Origin of the sequence: Atopobium sp. oral taxon 416 (assembly GCF_018128285.1) — a bacterium.
Classification (GTDB): Bacteria; Actinomycetota; Coriobacteriia; order Coriobacteriales; family Atopobiaceae; genus Olsenella_L.
Genome location: NZ_CP072380.1, coordinates 2,895,291 through 2,914,193, shown reverse-complemented (window position 1 = coordinate 2,914,193; position 18,903 = coordinate 2,895,291). Strand labels below are relative to the sequence as shown.

19 protein-coding genes and 1 pseudogene are annotated in these 18,903 nt (G+C 55.1%); 12 read left to right on the top strand and 8 right to left on the bottom strand.

Annotated elements, in window-relative coordinates:
- Nucleotides 1–190 precede the first annotated feature (190 nt).
- The gene (gene yfcE, locus J4859_RS15305; RefSeq protein WP_212331317.1) at nt 191–760 is read right to left on the bottom strand and encodes a phosphodiesterase; all 570 of its coding nucleotides are present in this window, start codon (nt 758–760) and stop codon (nt 191–193) included.
- Between the two features lie 231 nt (nt 761–991).
- Between yfcE and dnaK the strand changes: the two genes are divergently transcribed.
- The 11 genes and pseudogenes from dnaK (at nt 992) to J4859_RS15255 (ending at nt 13,319) form a co-directional block, all read left to right on the top strand.
- Complete coding sequence (dnaK, locus tag J4859_RS15300) at nt 992–2,932, top strand: molecular chaperone DnaK (RefSeq protein WP_212331315.1); 1,941 nt, start codon at nt 992–994, stop codon at nt 2,930–2,932.
- A gap of 69 nt (nt 2,933–3,001) precedes the next feature.
- Entirely contained in the window at nt 3,002–3,814 is an 813-nt protein-coding gene (gene grpE / locus J4859_RS15295) for a nucleotide exchange factor GrpE (RefSeq protein WP_212331313.1), read from the top strand.
- Between the two features lie 72 nt (nt 3,815–3,886).
- Entirely contained in the window at nt 3,887–4,864 is a 978-nt protein-coding gene (locus J4859_RS15290; protein WP_212331292.1) for a DnaJ C-terminal domain-containing protein, read from the top strand.
- Complete coding sequence (locus J4859_RS15285; protein ID WP_212331290.1) at nt 4,851–5,288, top strand: heat shock protein transcriptional repressor HspR; 438 nt, start codon at nt 4,851–4,853, stop codon at nt 5,286–5,288. The genes J4859_RS15290 and J4859_RS15285 overlap by 14 nt, the downstream gene beginning before the upstream one ends.
- A gap of 239 nt (nt 5,289–5,527) precedes the next feature.
- Nucleotides 5,528–8,209: an ATP-dependent chaperone ClpB gene (clpB, locus tag J4859_RS15280; RefSeq protein ID WP_212331288.1), complete on the top strand. Its 2,682-nt coding sequence runs from the start codon at nt 5,528–5,530 to the stop codon at nt 8,207–8,209.
- An 88-nt stretch (nt 8,210–8,297) separates the two neighbouring features.
- A complete protein-coding gene (locus J4859_RS18030) occupies nt 8,298–8,768 on the top strand; it encodes a helix-turn-helix domain-containing protein (RefSeq protein ID WP_212331286.1) in 471 nt (156 codons plus the stop codon).
- Nucleotides 8,769–9,846: 1,078 nt separating this feature from the next.
- Nucleotides 9,847–10,023, top strand: coding sequence for a hypothetical protein (locus J4859_RS15270; RefSeq protein WP_212331244.1), 177 nt, complete (start codon nt 9,847–9,849; stop codon nt 10,021–10,023).
- Between the two features lie 128 nt (nt 10,024–10,151).
- On the top strand, nt 10,152–11,039 hold the full coding sequence (locus tag J4859_RS15265) for an IS3 family transposase (RefSeq protein WP_212331284.1): 888 nt from the start codon (nt 10,152–10,154) through the stop codon (nt 11,037–11,039).
- A 185-nt stretch (nt 11,040–11,224) separates the two neighbouring features.
- Nucleotides 11,225–11,290: pseudogene (locus J4859_RS18025) on the top strand (zinc-ribbon domain-containing protein); the annotation flags it as partial.
- A gap of 33 nt (nt 11,291–11,323) precedes the next feature.
- Nucleotides 11,324–13,120, top strand: a complete 1,797-nt coding sequence (locus J4859_RS15260; RefSeq protein ID WP_249113682.1) for a PASTA domain-containing protein — start codon at nt 11,324–11,326, stop codon at nt 13,118–13,120.
- Nucleotides 13,121–13,130: 10 nt separating this feature from the next.
- The gene (locus J4859_RS15255) at nt 13,131–13,319 is read left to right on the top strand and encodes a hypothetical protein (protein ID WP_212335454.1); all 189 of its coding nucleotides are present in this window, start codon (nt 13,131–13,133) and stop codon (nt 13,317–13,319) included.
- A 5-nt stretch (nt 13,320–13,324) separates the two neighbouring features.
- Here the strand turns inward: J4859_RS15255 and J4859_RS15250 are convergent, their stop codons facing one another.
- Nucleotides 13,325–13,948 (bottom strand): hypothetical protein, encoded by a 624-nt coding sequence (locus tag J4859_RS15250; protein WP_212331278.1) that lies wholly within the window; start codon nt 13,946–13,948, stop codon nt 13,325–13,327.
- A gap of 310 nt (nt 13,949–14,258) precedes the next feature.
- On the opposite strand from J4859_RS15250, the gene J4859_RS15245 reads away from it, so the two are divergent.
- The gene (locus J4859_RS15245; RefSeq protein WP_212331274.1) at nt 14,259–14,687 is read left to right on the top strand and encodes an Hsp20 family protein; all 429 of its coding nucleotides are present in this window, start codon (nt 14,259–14,261) and stop codon (nt 14,685–14,687) included.
- 228 nt (nt 14,688–14,915) lie between these two features.
- Here J4859_RS15245 and J4859_RS17235 read toward each other — a convergent pair whose 3' ends face one another.
- The 6 genes from J4859_RS17235 to J4859_RS18020 all read right to left on the bottom strand — a co-directional run bounded on the left by J4859_RS17235 (nt 14,916) and on the right by J4859_RS18020 (nt 18,760).
- Nucleotides 14,916–15,038 (bottom strand): hypothetical protein, encoded by a 123-nt coding sequence (locus J4859_RS17235; protein ID WP_256436770.1) that lies wholly within the window; start codon nt 15,036–15,038, stop codon nt 14,916–14,918.
- Complete coding sequence (locus J4859_RS15240; RefSeq protein ID WP_212331271.1) at nt 15,022–15,240, bottom strand: hypothetical protein; 219 nt, start codon at nt 15,238–15,240, stop codon at nt 15,022–15,024. Before J4859_RS15240 ends, J4859_RS17235 begins: the two co-directional genes overlap by 17 nt.
- A gap of 15 nt (nt 15,241–15,255) precedes the next feature.
- On the bottom strand, nt 15,256–15,639 hold the full coding sequence (locus J4859_RS15235) for an IS1 family transposase (RefSeq protein WP_212331268.1): 384 nt from the start codon (nt 15,637–15,639) through the stop codon (nt 15,256–15,258).
- Between the two features lie 199 nt (nt 15,640–15,838).
- Nucleotides 15,839–16,480 carry an ABC transporter ATP-binding protein gene (locus J4859_RS15230; protein ID WP_212331266.1) on the bottom strand — a complete coding sequence of 214 codons (642 nt, stop codon included), beginning with the start codon at nt 16,478–16,480 and terminating at the stop codon, nt 15,839–15,841.
- Nucleotides 16,481–18,490: a hypothetical protein gene (locus J4859_RS15225; RefSeq protein ID WP_212331264.1), complete on the bottom strand. Its 2,010-nt coding sequence runs from the start codon at nt 18,488–18,490 to the stop codon at nt 16,481–16,483.
- A gap of 75 nt (nt 18,491–18,565) precedes the next feature.
- A complete protein-coding gene (locus J4859_RS18020; protein ID WP_371812269.1) occupies nt 18,566–18,760 on the bottom strand; it encodes a lactococcin 972 family bacteriocin in 195 nt (64 codons plus the stop codon).
- Nucleotides 18,761–18,903: the final 143 nt, after the last annotated feature.

The window sequence follows — 18,903 nt, the reverse complement described above, 5'->3', positions numbered from 1 at the left end:
TAGGAATACCAGATGAGGACAGTGTTCGCTACATCCGGAAGGTGAATGTCTCCAACAGGTTGCTCATGATCGCTCCGTCAAACATAGTGTGATAAACCACCTCAGAATACCATGCTTCTGGTGAAGCTATGGTCTGTCGTAGCCCTTTGGAAATAGGGAAACAGCAGCCTGTGTGGCAACCGCGCCAATCCTATTGCAGTTCCCGAAAGGAGAAGATCCCGTTCTCATAGATCCCGAAGCTGTGGGTCCCGTCTTTGGGGATACCGATGGAGCCGGGATTGAAGCAGCGGATCATGGGGTAACGGTCGGCCATCATGTTGACCTTCTTGTGGGTGTGACCGTAGACCAATGCGGCCCCCTTCGGGAGGGTTGGCATGTGATCGATCGAGTTATGGATGCCGGCGCCCCAGACATGCCCGTGGGTCAGGAAGAGCTCTATCCCCTTGGTGTGGGTCGCTTCGTTGTCCGCATCGGGGTCCCACAGTACGTTGTAGTCATCCATGCAGGGGAAGTTCAGAACCATCTGGTCGACCTCTGCCTCGCAGTTGCCCCTGACCGCGATGACCTGATCGGCGATGGAGTTGAGCTGTGCGATCACCTGTTTGGGGGCATAGTCCTGCGGTACTTCGTTCCTCGGTCCGTGGTAGAGCAGATCGCCCAAAAGAATCACGCGGTCCGGCTGTACCTCATCGAGGGCATCCATGAACTTCTCACACCAGGAAGCGGCGCCGTGAATGTCCGATCCAATCACCAATTTCATGAGAAACCTTCTCTCTTTTTGACTCCATAGCATAACAATAGTGCAATTCAAAAAAATATATCTATAAAACCGCAGTTAAAAAGCATGATATACGGAATATGAAAAAATCTATTGTTTTGAGACTTAGATAATGTATAGAGATGAGCACAATCGGTTATCATATCTAATGTAAAGCAAGGCAGAAGCTCGTATAGAAGATACGAGCCCGCGTCAAAAGAAAGGAACTTCACCATGGGAAAGATTCTAGGAATCGACCTTGGTACTACGAACTCGGCCATGGCCGTCCTTGAGGGCGGAGAACCTACGATTATTGTTAATGCTGAGGGAGATCGTACGACTCCTTCTGTTGTAGGTTTCCGTTCTGGTGGAGACCGTATTGTCGGTAAGGCAGCAAAGAACCAGGCTGTCACCAACCCGAAGAGCACGGTGTTCTCTATTAAGCGGTTCATGGGTCGTAAGTATGATGAGGTCGGCTCTGAGCTGAAGACTGTCCCGTACACCGTCAAGAGCGGTACGGGTGGCCGTGCAGTCGTAGAGATCAACGGGGAGGATTACACCCCCGAGCAGATCTCCGCGATGATTCTGTCAAAGATGAAAAACGACGCAGAGAAATATCTGGGCGAGCCGGTTACCGATGCTGTCATCACCGTCCCGGCATACTTCAACGACTCTCAGCGTCAGGCAACGAAGGATGCAGGCAAGATCGCAGGCTTGAACGTCAAGCGTATCGTCAACGAGCCGACGGCAGCAGCTTTGGCTTACGGCCTGGACAAGAAGAACATCGACCAGAAAGTCTTGGTCTTCGACCTGGGCGGTGGCACCTTCGATGTGTCTCTGCTTGATCTTGCAGACGGCGTTGTCGAGGTGTTGGCTACCAACGGCGATAACCATCTGGGCGGCGACGATTGGGACCAGCGCATTATCGATTGGCTTGCGGACAAATTCCAGAAGGACAACGGTATCGACCTGCGCAAGGATCCGATGGCCCTGCAGCGTCTGAAGGAGGCTGCTGAGAACGCGAAGAAGGAGCTCTCCTCCGCGCAGCAGGCTCAGATCAACTTGCCGTTCATCACCGCTGACGCCTCCGGCCCGAAGCACTTGGACTACACGTTGACCCGTGCAGAGTTTGAGCGCATCACCCGTGATCTGCTTGACCGCTGCAGAGGTCCTGTGACCAAGGCGCTGCACGATGCAAACCTTCAGATCTCTCAGGTCAATGAGGTTATCCTGGTCGGCGGCTCTTCACGCATGCCGGCAGTCCAGCAGCTTGTGAAGGAAATGACCGGCAAGCAGCCGAACATGTCCGTGAACCCAGATGAGGTTGTCGCAGACGGTGCAGCTGTGCAGGGCGGCGTTTTGACCGGCGATGTATCCGGCATCCTGCTGCTCGATGTCACTCCGCTTTCCTTGGGTGTCGAGACCATGGGCGGCGTGATGACCAAGATGATCGATCGTAACACCACCATTCCTACCTCTAAGACTGAGGTGTACTCCACCGCTGCGGATAACCAAACTTCCGTTGAGATCAACGTCCTGCAGGGTGAGCGTGAGATGGCAAGGGATAACAAGAGTCTTGGCAAGTTCCAGCTCACCGGTATTCCTCTGGCACCGCGTGGGGTCCCTCAGATTGAAGTGACGTTCGATATCGATGCAAACGGTATCGTCAAAGTCACCGCAAAGGATAAGGGCACCGGTAAGTCCCAGCAGATCACGATCTCCGGCTCCACCGCGCTGTCTGATGACGAGGTCGACCGCATGGTCAAGGATGCTGAGACCCACGAAGAGGAAGATAAGAAGCACAAGGACGAGATCGAGATCCGCAACCAGACTGACTCTTTGGCCTACAGCACCGAGCAGACCCTGAAGGATCTGGGCGACAAGGTTCCTGCCGATATGAAGAAGCAGGCTGAGGACACCGTCGCTGAGGCTAAGAAGTCCTTGGGCGGCAACGATATCAACGCAATCAAGGCAGCTGGCGACAAACTGCAGGAGGTTGGCCACAAGCTCGCTGAGATCGTCTACTCGCAGACCAATGCTCAGGCCACACCGGGCCAGAACGCTAACACCAACCAAGGTGCTCAGTCAGGCCAGGCGAACTCGGATGACAACGTGGTCGATGCCGACTATGAGGTCGTCGACGACGACAAGAAGGACAACAAGAAGTCCGAGTAAGCTGTGTGAGCGATATGAAGGGGCGGCGGCTCTGTAGCCGCCGCACCTTTTAGTCTGAAGGAGGGAGACGTGAAGGTGCCAATCGATAAGGACGAGGAAAAACCTCAAGATCAAAGCTCTGATGCCACCCCTGAAGATACGCAGGAACAGAAGGATCAGAGTACTGAAAGCAACAACGATACGGTAGATACCAAGGCAGCCGACAACAGAGAGGACATATCCGAAGAGGATATGATCGAGGCAGCCATCAAGGCTGGCGAACAGGCCGCTGCCGATGATCTGAAGAAAGATGCCGACAAAGCGGCTTCTGAGCGTAATGGTCTGGCGAAGAAGCTGAGCGATGCCGAGGATGAGCTCAAGAAGGCCCAGGAGGCCCAGAAAGCGGCGGAGGACAAGTTCATCCGCCTGCAGGCTGAGTGGCAGAACTTTCGCAAGCGCGCCAATCAGGAGCGCGCGGATGAACGTTCACGCGCCAATGAGCGCCTGATCGGGAAACTGTTGCCGGTCCTCGACGATATGGAGCGTGCAATTCAGCACGCGAAGAACTCAGCTGATAAGGATCAGAATTTGACTCAGTTTGCCGAAGGCATTGAAGCGGTTCATACGAAGTTGCTCGGGATTTTAGGTGGCGAAGGTGTCGAGGTCATTGACCCCGCTGGCGAGCCTTTTGATCCCCTTTTGCATCAAGCAGTGGGCCGCGAGGAGAACACGGATGTCTATGAGGACACTGTGGCTCAGGTGTATCAGAAGGGCTACCGGATGGGCGACAAGATCATTCGCTCGGCGATGGTGACGGTCACCTACGGTGGCAAGAAACGGTCCCAAGAGAAGAAAGACAAAGACAAGGCCGACAAAGATACGGCTGAGGACACAAAAGACTGATACAGCAAACTGCTTTTTGCCCGAGCCGCGCTGAGGTTCGGGCAAAATTTATAAAAAGGGGGCGAAAGCTTTATGGCTAACAAACGTAATTTCTATGATGTGCTGGGCGTAAAGCAGAACGCTACCCAGGACGAAATCCAGAAGGCCTTCAGAAAGCTCGCAGTCAAATACCATCCCGACAACGGTGGGGATGAGCAGAAATTCAAGGAACTCTCTGAGGCCTATGAAACACTCCACGATCCTGACAAGCGCCGTGAGTACGACCAGATGCTGATGTTCGGCGGCATTCCGGGCTCTGACTTCGGTGGCTCCGGCGGCCGCAACCGTACCTATACCTACACCACCAACGGCGTAGGCGTGGACTGGAACGATATCTTCAACAACATCCGCTCCGGCGACGGCGCATTCAACGGGTTTGACTTCTCCTCCATCTTTGGAGGCCCCGGTGGCGCAACGCGCACCCGTCAGCCCCGCCCACAGAAAGGCGGCGATCTTACGGCTTCGATTGAGGTGCCTTTCATGGATGCGCTCAACGGCGCGACGCGGAAGGTCACCTATACAATCCCCTCGACGGGGGAGCGTCAGACGATCACCGTCAAGATCCCGGCCGGCGCGGTGGATGGCGGAAAGCTCCGCTACCGCGGACGCGGAGATTACGGCTATGCCGGCGGTGAGCGCGGCGACTTCGTGATCACCACCCGGGTCGTGGACCATCCGCTCTTTAAGCGTGATGGTGCGGATATCCGCATGAAGTTGCCGGTGAGCTTTTATGAAGCAGCGCTCGGCGCTACGGTAGGTGTACCGACACCGCAGGGCGAGACGGTGCGGCTGAAGATCCCTGCCGGCTCACAGGATGGTAAAACCTTTAGATTTCGTAATTTAGGAGCACCCGATGTGCGGCACAAAGGCGCCAAAGGAGCCCTGTATGTGACGATCCATATCGCGGTGCCGTCGCATCTGACGATGAAAGAGCGTGAAGTGCTCGAGGCACTCAAAAAAGCGGATACCCGTGATTATAGAAAGGATGTAGAGCGGTATGGCACAGAGTGACACAGATAAGAACAAACCGCTCTATATGATCAGTGTGGCGGCGGAATTGACGGGCATGCACCCGCAGACGCTGCGGGTCTACGAACAGAAAGGGCTTGTGAGCCCCGGACGTTCGCGTGGCAACACACGGCTGTATTCACGCGCCGATATCGAACGACTCAACCTGATTGCCAAGCTGACCGATGAAGGCATCAATTTGGCAGGTGTGATCCGCATCCTTGATATGCGCGAGACGGCGGAGAAGCGCAATAAGGAGATCGACGAGCTTCGGCAGCGGGTTCGTGAACTCGAGGAGGAAGTACATGAGCTCAAGACCCGCGAGAAGATCACTGCGCTCACGCCCTATAAGGGCGCTACGGCCGAGCAGGTCATGCGCGGGTTGCTCTCCTCTGGAGATATCGGCGAGGATAGCGATAAAAAATAGCGTAGGCTCCATTCTATACGGAATGGTTTGTTGAAAGGCAGCCACTGTGAGGCTGCCTTTCGTGTAGGGGCGATTCCTGCGTATCTGTAGGCTGAGTGTCTATATAATAAAAAATCTACTGCAAATACACTTAGATATATGTATGAGAAGACCCCATATCGGGAACATCCTCTAGTGATAAGCGAAAGAAGCGTTGGGTTTGTGCACATAGCAAGGCCCAATGCAGAGAGGTGATGGCCATGAACATAAACAAATGGGCGGTAACGGCCCAGGAGGCGCTGCAGAATGCACTCGGTGTCGCAACTGATGCGAACGCCGGGGCAGTCGAGCCGATCCATCTGCTCAAGGCATTGCTCGATTCAGGTGAACATAATATCTCCGCGATCATTGAGCGGGTCGGTGTAGAGCCACAGACGATCCAGGGGCAAGTCGATCAGGCGATTCAGAGTGCTCCCAAGGTCTCCGGGGATATCTCACAGATGGGTATGAGCAACGATTTTATGAGAATGGCAAACGATGCAGAGCGCATCGCGTCCAAGATGGACGACCAGTATGTGACTTCTGAGCACTTGTTGATCGCACTGGCTGATGACAAGTCTGAGGCCGGTTCGATTCTGAAGGCAAGCGGACTCACGTCGAGGCGTATCCGCGAAGCCTATGAGGAGCTGAGAGGTGACGACAGAGTTACGTCTCAGGACCAGAAGCCTGAATTTGAGGCGCTTGAGCGCTACGGCCGCAATGTGACGGATCTTGCCCGTCAGGGCAAGCTCGATCCTGTGATCGGCCGTGTGGAGGAGATTCGTCGTACGATCCAGGTGCTTTCACGCCGTACCAAGAACAACCCGGTGCTGATCGGTGAGCCTGGCGTCGGCAAGACCGCAATCGTCGAAGGCTTAGCTGAGCGTATTGTGAACGGCGATGTGCCGACAACCCTGAGGGACAAAGAGCTGATCGAGCTTGATATGTCCTCACTGGTCGCAGGCGCAAAGTACCGGGGCGAGTTTGAGGATCGTCTGAAGTCTGTCCTGAAGGAGATTGAGAAGTCAAACGGCAAAGTCATCCTCTTTATCGATGAGCTGCACACGATTGTGGGCGCAGGCGCGGTTGAAGGCTCTATGGATGCGGGCAACATCCTGAAGCCGGCGCTGGCACGCGGTACATTGCACGCGATCGGCGCGACGACGCTCAACGAGTACCACAAGTACATTGAGAAGGACCAGGCACTGGCCCGTCGTTTCCAGCCCGTGATGGTTGGCGAGCCCTCCGTCGAGGAGACCATCTCAATCCTGCGTGGCATCAAGGATAAGTACGAGCAGCACCACCGTGTCCGTATCACGGACAGTGCGCTGGTGAGTGCCGCGGATCTGTCCAACCGCTACATCTCCGACCGGTTCCTGCCAGATAAGGCGATCGACCTGGTGGATGAGGCAGCGTCACGGCTTCGTATGGAGCTTGATTCCATGCCGGCGGATATCGATGCGGTCGACCGTCAGCTGACACAGATGCAGATCGAGGAGCAGGCGCTGATGAAGGAGGACGACGAGGCCTCCAAGGAGCGTCTGGAGAAACTGCGCAAGAACATCGCGACGACTCAGGAGAAGCTGGATGGTATGAAAGCCAACTGGCAGAATGAGAAGTCTGCAATCGACCACGCGCAGGACGTCAAGAGCAAGATCGAAGACGCGAAGACCGAGATGGAGAAAGTGACCCGTGAGGGCGACCTAACCCGCGCCTCTGAGCTCAGATACTCCACGATTCCGCAACTGCAGAAAGAGTATCAGAAAGCTGAGGATGCCTTGTCAGCGAAGCACGCTGAGGATGGTGGGCTCCTGAAGGAGGAGGTCACCTCTGAGGAGATCGCTGAGGTCGTCTCTGCATGGACCGGCATTCCGATCTCCAAGATGATGCAGGGCGAAATGGACAAGCTGCGCAACCTTGAGGCGAACCTGCACAAGCGGGTTGTCGGCCAGGACGAGGCAGTCCATGCAGTCGCAAATGCGGTCAGAAGAAGCCGTGCAGGGCTCTCCGATGAGAACCGTCCCATCGGCAGTTTCTTCTTCCTTGGTCCGACCGGCGTCGGCAAGACCGAGCTTGCAAAGGCCTTGGCGGAGTGCCTGTTCGACGATGAGAAAGCGCTGATCCGCATCGATATGTCTGAATACATGGAGAAGTTTTCAGTCCAGCGTCTGATCGGCGCACCGCCTGGATATGTGGGCTATGACGAGGGCGGCCAACTGACCGAAGCGGTACGCCGTCGCCCGTACTCCGTGATTCTGCTCGATGAGATGGAGAAGGCGCATCCTGATGTCTTCAACATCCTGCTGCAGGTGCTTGACGATGGGCGCCTGACCGATGGCCAGGGCCGTGTCGTGAGCTTTAAGAACACGATCATCATTATGACCTCCAACGTCGGCAGCCAGTACATCGCAGGTGCCAACACGAAGAGTGATCCGGATGAGATCCAAAAGCAGGTCAACAACGCACTGCGTCAGACCTTCAAGCCTGAGTTTCTGAACCGTATCGACGACGTAATCGTCTTTCACTCCCTTGGCCTTGAGGACATTGAGAAGATTGTTGACATTCAGCTCAAAGATGTCCGCAAGCGTCTTGAGCGCGACCGTATCTCGCTCGAGCTTACGGATGCCGCAAAGGAGTCCCTGGCGCTCGATGGCCTGGATCCGGTCTACGGTGCCCGTCCGCTGAAGCGTCTGATTCAGCGTCAGGTCGTAGACAATGTGGCAAACTTGATTATCGATGGCAAGCTGCATGAGGGTGATGTCGTGAAAGTTGATCTCGGCTCGGGCGACAGAATCTTCGCTGAGCGCGATGCTGAAGCTACTGAGGCACGCAAGCACAAGGCAGAAGCCGTTGAGACAAGTGACGGCGACGAAGAGGCACTTGAGCCTGATTCGATGGAGTGAGACAGCTCCCACAGGTACCTGATAAGGGCTGCCGGCTGGTTTTGAACTGCCTCCCATTTCCTGGACATAGGAAATGGGAGGCATATTCATGCATACCGATCTGAGGGTCAAGCACGACATCGAGGCAAGGAAGAAGGCGGCAGAGCTCTTCGGGAAAGGACGTGGATACAAGAGCGTGGCGAAGGAGCTCTCCATGCCGCGCAGCACCGTGAGAAAATGGCAGCAGATATGGAAGGCGTTCGGAAGCGAGGTGCTGCTGTCGATGGACGGGAAGCAGGCAAGGTATACATACGGACAGAAGGTCGCGGCCGCGAAGGCCGTCGTCGAGGATGGCATGTCCAAGGGCGATGCGATGGCCAGGTATGACATCATGTCGCTGGCCCCGCTCGACAGGTGGTGCAGGGCATACCGCGATGGAGGCGCCGAGGCCGAAGCCCAAGGGACGCTCGAAGGGATCGGGGGCCGCAGCGAGGCCGCTCACGCGCGAGCAGCAGCTCGAGGCCGAGGTGGCGTACCTAAAAAAACTGCGGTCCCTGGTCGGAAGGCAGGTGAGCTGTAATCTTTTGGTGGACAGTGGGATTCAGGGACTGGCAGCAGATATGCTCTGTCCAGATACCCACCCAGCACAGTCAGCAGATTGGAGAGATGAGATGTCAGTGAGCGCAAGCGAGATAGAGAAGGCAAAGTCTCGCACGAAGCCGGAAACACCCAAACACTACACTGAAGGAGTATTGCCTTGAGGCTATCGACTACTACAGGAAGGCACGTAAGGCCAACCCGAAGAAGAGCATCAGAGAATGCGCCGCGAAGCTTGAGGCCAACGACAAGACCTTAAACGACTGGATCATCAAGCACTCAAAGACCAAAAGGGTCACCCAGGAAAGGATCGACGATCACAAGCAGCTCGACGCAGTGAACAGGCGCATGCACGAGCTCGAGAGCGAAAACGAGTTCCTAAAAAGTGGCAGCCTTCTTCGCCGGAAGCCTCTGTTGAAGGACAGGTTTTAGCTCATGCTGGAGAAGAGGGCAACCTACAGCGTCTCGATGATGGAGCGTACTGGAGCTGAGCAGGGCTCACTTCTACAGATGGCTCAAGGCCAAAGGCGGTGAGGACCTATGGGGTCCCCTCAAGGAAGCCATCTGCGCGATATGGGAGGAAAGCGACAGGCGCTTTAGCTTTTGCAAGGTCTGATCCAAGCTCACAGGCGACCCAAAGTTACGCAAAATTTACAGGCACGACCCGCTACCGCGTGCGCAGGTGCATGGCTAAGCTTGGGCATCTGCGGCATCTGATCCAATGCCTCCAAGAGGACGATACTGCCCGCACCTGATACCCCCGAGCGCAGCGCCCTCACCCGGCGCGGCTTTTCGTGTCCCGTCCCGACAGCCAAGCTCGTGGGCGATACAACCTATCGCAGGACCACGGCAGGCTTTATATATCTCGCCGTCGTAGACGATCTGTGCACACACATGGTGGTGGGCTGAAGCATACAGGACAACATGAGGGCAGGGCTTGTCGTCTTTGCCCTGAAGATGGCATATTCGTGCGGATACGTGGCCAAAGGGGCTATATTCTAAGCAGCCCAGGCAGCCAGTACATAAGCTCAGAGCTGACCGCCTGCTCAGCCGTACCCGACGTGAGGCTCTCCGTGGGAAGAACCGGAAGCTGCCACGACAATACGGTCGCCGAATCGCTTTTCACCACGCTCAAGAACGAGTGGTACTACCATAAGCGCCTCTTAGACGCATCCACGACCAAGCACAAGGCACACGAGTTTAATCGAGTCATACTACAACCGCTTCCGCCCACATAAGTCCATAGAAGGTCGCGTGCCCGCAGAGGTGATGCAGGAGTTCTTCGAGCGCTTCGAGAAAGGCCTTGCATACGATCCAAAGGCGATGCAGGTCGCATAAAAAATCTGAGATTTCTCTGTCCATTATATTGACAGGGCTCAAGGATCTGACCAGGGCGAAGGCAGAGGCCGTGCATGCGCTCGCGCAGGAGGGCTACAGGCTCGACGACCTGCTGGCGGCAGCGGGTCTTGCGAGGTCGACGTACCACTATGCGCTCTCCCATCCCGCCAGACCCACCAGGCCAAAGCTCTGGAAGCGCGTGGCGGAGATATTCTCGCGCTGCCCCAACGGATGCGGCCACAGGGAGATAGCCATGTGCCTGCGCAGCGAGGACGGAGCGCGCATAGCCGACAAGACGGTGCTCAAGATCATGCACGAGATGGGGATATCCTGCGGCATCAGGCGCGAGACCGACTACCACAGATACAACTCGTACAAGGGGGTCGTAGGCAGCACCTTCGAGAACCTGCTGGGACGCGACTTCGCGGCCGAAGGGCCATGGAAGAAGATGGGGACGGACGTGACGGAATTCAGGTGCTCGTTCGGCAAGGCATACCTCGCGCCGCTCTACGACTTCTCGAGCAGGGAGATCGTCGCATGGTCCATATCGGAGCACCCCGACATGGCGCAGCAGACGGACATGCTCTGCATGCTCATAGAGAAGCTCCCCGCATGGAAGCATCCGCTGCTCCACAGCGACATGGGATGGCAGTACCAACATGAGGCCTATTGCTCCAAGCTCGAGGGGGCAGGGATCGTGCAGAGCATGTCCAGGAAGGGCAACTGCCTCGACAATGCCTGCACCGAGGGCCTCTTCGGCCATATGAAGGACGAGTTCTTCCGCGGGAATGACTGGGACACGTTCGAGGCGTTCAAGGCAGACCTTGAGGCATATATAATCTTCTGGAACACCCGCAGGCGCCAGAAGGCGCTCGGCGGCCTGACCCCGGAGGAATTCCGGAACCAGGCCGTCTAGGCTCAGTCTCTATTAGGGCGTCCAGGATTTGGGGCGCAGTTCAATTCCGGTAGGGCGGGCTTTTTGCGCCGGCACACCGTATCTGCGCGTGTATGGAGTACAGTAGCATCAACCATATGCGCCTGCCTTGCGATCGGTAACCCAACCACGGTACGAAGGCCGGCTGATAAAATCAGGAGTGATACATGAAATGCCCGAGATGCGGCACGGAGGTGCCCGATGACTCCGCGTTTTGTTTTGAATGCGGTTACCCTGTGTCCAAAGACGCCAGAAGGAAGACGCAATTGCATGTTGAGCTGGGTAAGACGCAGCCGGTTGCTGTCGATTCGCTCGACGACAAGGTGCACCAGGCAGCTGTCTCACAGGGATCACGGGGTGAAACGGTCAGGATGTCCTCTCCAGGCTCTCAGGGTGATACACACAGGATAAATCCCGCGAATCCCCCCGATATGCAGGATGCACCGACGAGAGTACAGCAAGATAAAGACAAGCGGCGCAAGGAGCTCGAGACCTACATCACCACTCCTGCGACAAAGGTGATGTTCGGTGAAGAAACTGAGGTGGGGGACGTCGATGCAGGCTTTGACCGCATCGGGGGGAGCAGCGCTTCCGGCAGCGTGCCACCTGCAGCGGTAGGGTCCTCGGATACCCAGGCGGATGATACGAACGTTCAGGGAAATGATGACGCGAGCGCTGAGGAGAACCCGTACAACGCTAAAAAGAAAAAACGGCCTTGGCTCATTCCTCTTATCATTGTCCTCGCTATTGTAGCCGGAGTAGGGATCTTCTTCTATGTGCGGAGCACCCAACAGGTTACGATGCCTGACCTCTCGGGGCTTTCAGAGGACGACGCTACAAAAGCAGTCCAGGACGTCGGGCTTGTCGCAGATGTTGAGCATACCTATGTGGACGGTGACGGCGGCTATGTCCTCTCACAGGAGGTGCCGGCGAACCAAACCGTGCGGCGGGGCTCACATGTCCGCTTTACGGTCGGTCAGGGCCGCATCATGCCTGACATCATCGGTAAGAGCAAAGATGACGCGATGGCTGCCCTCAATAAGATGGGGGTGGGTGGATACCATCTGGCGTACCAGAATTCCTCGAAAGAAAACGATACGGTGCTGGCGGTCGACCCCGATGTCGGCCAACCCTTCTCCTCAACGGATACGATCACGCTGACTCTGGCACAGGATTTTGTCGTGCCCGATGTTATCGGTATGGCTGAAGATGAAGCGGTCAAGGAGCTCGAACAGAGCGGGCTCAAAGCCAACGTCAGCTATGTGGACGCTGACAGCGGCGCAGGTACCGTCCAGTCCTCCGATCCTCAGGCGGGGACCAAGGTGGCGGAGGGGCAGACGATCAATCTGTCCGTCGTGAAAAAGGACGACGATAAGGATGAGGATACGGGCTTAACTGATGCTCGGCACGTCGCAGACTACCTCTCTGCCCGTCCGCAGAGCGTGGCCACCTTCATGAGCCAGCAGGGATATACCTTGAGGACCGGATCCATCACGGACAGCGACTATGCGCAGTGTAGCTATGCCAAGGACGACGCAGACACGCTCTATTTCACCCCTGAACCGCACTCAAAAGGTGCGAACAGTTCCGATGTGCAGGATGTCCTGTCACGCGGTGCCGCGATCGCAGGCGTCAGGCTGGAGCTGGTCTCCTCCTACATGGATGGACTTTCCGGCGTCAGTGAGGCATCGGTGGAGCGGATCATGAAAGACTGTGCGCTTAACTCTGAGCAGGCAAGCATCACGAATGTGCCGGAAGCGGACGATAGCTCGTCCGACACGACCGATACCGGCGAGGGCGAGGATACGAGCAAGGATACAGAGACATCCGCTACGGCAAGCTCATCTGAGACAAACCAGGCGAGCGATACCTTGTCCAACCGACCACGGTTTAGGTGTACGGTCGGTACGAGCGGCAACAATGTCTGGACGGTGTTGGTGTATCAGCAAGGGTCCTCAACCGCAGGCGTCGTGACATGCGCCCCGAGAAGTGCGTACAGCCAGCAGCACGGTGACTATAAGCAGATTACAACCTATGCAGCGCAGACCTATCTGGCACAGTAGGAGGGTAGCGGTGAAGCAGACCGACAGGCGGCGCAAACGCCGTACAGCTATGAAAAACCGTGACGCCGAAACCGCACGTAAAGAGGGTGTCGATACATCCTGTGCGCGGCCGGAAAACGAAGACGACGACGGGTATGACCCCTGGTCGGACCGCAAACCCCCACAGGAGCCGCTCTTCGAGCCTGATCCCTGGGATTAGTGATGCTAAGCGCCCACTCGTGAAGCTACGAGCGAAATGATGCAGATGATCGCGATCACAATGATTGCGATCACGACCGCAAAGGTGATCACAGAGCGGGTGTGGCGCGCACGCTCCTGAGAAGAGAAGATCGAGCGGCGGCCTTTTGGGATCTCAAGGTACTGACCGTAGTGCAGATCCTTACGCAGCCGTTTCATGTGTGAACGGGACCGGCGGTATGGCGCTCCGGAAAGCGGTCCGCCTCCGCCGACCGAGATATTGGAGTCGTGCGTATATTCGCCCGGATACTTAGTATTCTGCCCCTCCGTGATGGTCGGCTGCGTCTTGCGGGGGCGCTTTGGGTGCACATAGTGAGTGCCGCCGGACTGCTGAGATGGCTGATAGGAAGGGCTGTAGCCGCGTTCCGTCATGCTCGGCGCATAGTTCTGGGCACCTGAAGGTCTGGGATTTTCGGTCAAGTGTTGGGGCTTATTCACCGGTACTCTGGGTACGGCAGTATTTTCATAGGAGTAGGGACTGTCCCTACGTGGGGATTCCTGAGTATAGTGAGCATTCTGATTGTACGGGGTTTGAGAGTGATCCTGCGGAGTCTGAGGTTTGTTTGAGTCACAGTGTGCATTCTCGTCCACAGATAGCCTCCTTGCGGTGCGTTCATGGTTTTCTTATCCACCATCTTATCTCAGTGCACGCTCTAAGGTAGAAGCACACAAATAGGGCACGTGCTCTGTGTTTAGAGAACACACAGAGTGAAAAGCCTCAGAGACCTGAGTTGCCGAAGATCGCTCAGAATCTCATATAAGAGCGCTTAGATATTTTGAGTGAGAATAGCTTAAAAAAGTTGTGTATCAATGTATAAACCTATTCGCTCCGGGCATATATAGACAAACAAAAGGAGTGCCTCAGATGAGGTGTCCGAGACGTTACAAAGGAGTGACAACGATGGCTGAATTAGTTCCGTTTGATCGTTATGATCGTGCTCTTCATCGGGCGTTTGACCCGTTCTTTGACTTTATGGATGACTTTCCCACAGTCATCAATGCAGACCATGCAGCTTTCAAGATGAACGTTGAGGATGCAGACGACAAGTACGTTGTGTCTGCTCAGCTCCCGGGCGTCAAGAAAAATCAGATTGACGTGGAGCTCAATGAAGGTACATTGACAATCTCCGTTGATAAGAAAGACAGTGACGAAGAAAAGAGCAAGAACTATTTGCACAGAGAGACCTCTGAGTGGAGCGCCACGCGTCAGGTATATCTGAAGGATGCAGCAACGCAGGGCATCACTGCAAAGCTTGCAGACGGCGTTTTGAACATCAATGTTCCTAAGTGCACGAACACGAGCAATGCAACGCAGGTAGCTATTGACTGATAGATGTCTTCCATTCGAAAGCGTCTTCTCAGGGGCAGGGCTTTAAGTCCTGCCCCTTTTCTATACCTCACTGTTAGACCATAATTGACCTGACGCCCCTGTCCTTCCAATAGCTCCAGAAGGGTTGCTCTATGTCTATGAGCACACGCCTGCTATGGACATACCTGCCTCCTGCAAGCTGTCCTGAGAGTATATCCTTCTTCTCCCGCTCAGAATGCCTTACCTGCTCTATCCACAGAAAGCAGGCAAGACAAGTGCCCCAGCCACTTCGTAGAAGACCCCATGGAAGAAAAGCAGGAACTCGCGCAGCCTTCGCCGCATCGCATTGACGAGGCTAAGCTCGCCGTGCACGGCCTTCTTCGCCACGCTCGCTGTGTGCTTGAAGACCCCAAGCGAGGAGAGCCACGTGCGCATATCCTGTATGGTCGTCGCTGGCGACCCAGGGGCTGTCGACGATACCTGAAAGGGCATCTGTGAGCTTTTCGTCCTCGGGCCTGCCCCTACCGCAAAGGATGGCATATTCGTCGCTTAAGTCACTCGCGCAGCACTCCACGCAGACCTTCTTGTTCTATATGCCACAGCAATGCACAACATGGCCGTGCGTGTGCACCTTTCTCAGCATCTGGATGTTGGGCCTTGCCCTGTTGCCTGTAAGCGTGCCCTTTGCATATGCGGCCCATGTGGTGGCCGTGAGCTTGGACATAGCCAGGACAGATCTTGTCTTTACAAAGAAGGTCTTGCCACACGAGCAACACTTCCATCTCTTAAGGCCACACGCGTCGTGGCCCTTGCAATAGAAACTGAGTGATTTGCACCTCGGGCACCTCTTGGGTGTTCCCGCAAGTGCAGAGCCTGCCATCTTCTTGGCTATGAGCGCCTTCAGCCTCTCCAGGAGCTCGCGCTTCTCGGCGATCCCCATCTTTTTGATCTGCTGCAGTATCATTGGATCCATCCGGGGCCTCTGCTCCTCGATGTTTTTGTTTGACGATATGCATTGTAGGCAAAGACCCGGACACTTTTGGGCCCTTCTTAGGTCAGTCCTGGTCTAACAGCGAGATGGAAAAACAGACTGCCTGAGTTGAAAGTTTCAAAACTATCTGCCCTTCTGTGAGCCTAGCTTGAAGGGGGTTCACACTCGCTCATGCGAAATGTTAGCTCTCATGGCGGTCGGGGAGCGTGAAGTTTGCATCTGCGATACTGGCTAGGGCATCATCGTGAGTCGCGACGATGACTGTCATGCCTTGGTCAGCCCTCTGCCGCAGGAGGTCTATGATCATCTGTCTGTTTGCCCTGTCGAGTGATGCTGTCGGCTCGTCGGCGTAGAGTACATCGGCATGTTTGAACATAGCACGTGCAAAGCCGAGCCGTTGCTTCTCGCCACCGGACAGCACAGAGGCTAACTCCTCTGCTCGGCCACCGAGTCCGACATGCTTGAGCGCTGCATCAACCTGATGGGCGTATGTCCGCTGTTTGGCCTTGTTTAATACGATATTGAATGAAAGCGTCTCATCTTCGACCGTGCCAAAATTCTGGTAGATAAAGGCTGCATGGTCGTGCCAGTATTGCACCCGCCTCTTATCACCCCAGAGCTTGGTGCTCTCTCCGTCGATGAACACATCACCCTGTGAGGGTACCAGGAGTAGGCCGCGTGCATTGAGCAGCGTGCTCTTCCCACAGCCGCTGGGTCCCGTGAGGGTGGTGATGCTCCCTGGCCCACAGGTAAGAGATACTCCTTGGAATATGGTGCGTTTTGCCAACTGTATTCCGAGATTCGTGCAGGAGACTGTAGACATTTAACCCTTCCTTAGTATATGTGCCGTAAAGGTCTTGCGACAGGCAATGGTGTAGGTAAGCATGGAGAAAAGTGCAAAGCATGTCTCAACGATGATGGCCCCAAGCATGACAACTAAAGGAGTACTGTATGGCGAGACGAAAATACATATACCTGCACCTATCACTAACGGCATTATGGAAAAGGCAAGGTCACTTCTCATACGGGGTGCATAGATACTTCGATATCCAATTCCAGCTGTGTGTGCAAGAAACACCTCTTCCTCATGTGCAATGGCCCACGAACTTGCGCACTGCAGGGCGCACGCACAGATAGACAGTAACGATATAGACGTGATAGCAAGGTATAGAAGGGCATTGGCCAGAAGATCTTGGCCAGTCGTGAGGGTGACATCGGCCACACGATCAAAGGATGCTATATATGGATAGACTGGCGAGGCAGCAAATGCCTCCTTTGTGCTTTCGGGGTCAGTGAACATAATGTTGCCCGTGGAGATGAGGGGCATGACAAAGCCGGTCATGCTCATCTTATCGACGGGCACGTTCATAACGATTACCAGCGGGTTTTTGCAGGTTGTAAAGGCACTGTTGTAGCTTGCGTTTTGTCCTAACGCTATGAGACCGTCACCGTGATACTCGTAGAAGGAGAATGTCTCCTTAAAAGTCATTTCTCCTTCCATCCATACTGAAAGGACTCCTTGCAGAAAGTCCTTGGTCGCGCTTGGCAAGGAATCGAAGGAGACCTCTGTAAGCACGGACTCTCCTGACTCCGTTGGTAACGTGATGCCTATGAGGTGCAGATAGCTTGGATCGACGATGACAAATTGTGAGTATCCACCACGTACATCATTACTGATTTCGATTTCAGAATCGATGACAAGCGAAGTAACGATGCAGCCCTTTTGGGAAAGATCATGCATGACGCGCTGTGCCTCCTGCGCGCCTTCCTCGGTATCCAGATAGTCAAAGTTGTTCAGGGAGACAGCGATAGTGTCACCAAAGCACCTGGCTATGCTGCTCTGCGTATAGCTCTTCCAGGCTCTTTGCGCAAGGCTTATGGCAGGCGGGATCGTTTGCATAGACAGGATAAGCGCAACCGCCGAGATGGTGCGACAGAGTGGGAGAATCTTGCCTACTACGGGTCGACGGAGCCGCAAAGACTCCATGCCCGTTCCTACTATGACTGACAGGAGGTAGATCAGCACAAGTAGACATGCGAAGCTCAACAGGCATAGGATTGCCGTGGGGGGCAAGACAAGAAGGACATTGGCAGGCCCCAGTACCACAGTGACGAGTATTCCTGACAGTGCTATCCCGAGGGTCCCTCCTATGGCCAACAACCTGGCAAGTATGCCAAGCGTTTCCCGATGGATTTGGGCACTGGTTATACCACCTAGCAGTTGTATGGCCCGTGTGTGCAACCGCAAAATGATCCACGTCATCGCAAGCGTCAGTACGAGTAGTTGTGTGCTGAGCCACGGTATGATCATACCCCCGCTAACGACGATGGAAAGCACTTCGTCTCGTAGAGGCTTCTGCCCATACCAGGTTATCGTCACCCCATTTTCGTTGGCCCATTGGTCGAGTGCTTCATGCAGGGGTTGATCGGACTTGAGCATGTATGTTCCCGCCAGAGGTGAATCTCCCATGGTGCGGGCAGACAGGAGCTTGCCGCCCATGCCGGGTGTCAGCCAGCTGATGGAGCCGTCACTCCCGATGACGGGCGATGAACTCGACGGCTGAATTGATGAGAAATAGATGAGATCCCTTCGAGATCCATATGTCCCTGCTGAGGTGGAGGGCTTAACGAGGCACCCCCCACGTTCGTCGACAGCCTGTATGAGACCATCTATCAGCTGATCCTTTGGGACAGTCGATTCGCTGACCAACAGTTCGAAGCTGTCGTCCGTTCCAAGAGGATAGTCATATTGGATGGCCTGCATGGTTTGAAACACCACGAACGCAGAAATCGCCGTTGCAAGGAATGCGGAGAGGACGAATAGCTTACGCATAGATGCTCTCCTGACACATTAATGAGGGCCAGGGTCTTTTTCCTGGTCCTCGTGCTGGTAAGATGGGTGGAGCTGCTAGCAGACTCGATAGTAGTATCGAGCTGATGTCGTGGGACCATTGAGCCCATGTATCTCGGCAATTGACCTGATTCCAGCCACTGTGTTAGCACTTCTCATTGTACGGCCGTTTGCGGTGACAGTGCTGCCGTGGCAGCGTCCCACTGTGTAGTACGAACGGAACATGGCATCCCAGAATCCATACTCCCATATGCCACCTTCAGAGGGGTATTGTATTGGACATACCTGCCTGGCACTACCAAGTTTACTACGGTACCATGTTCTTGCACAGTTGTTTGATCTGTGGATGACGTTGCGACAAAGGCAGAGATCGGTGTCATTAAGAGAGCACCCGT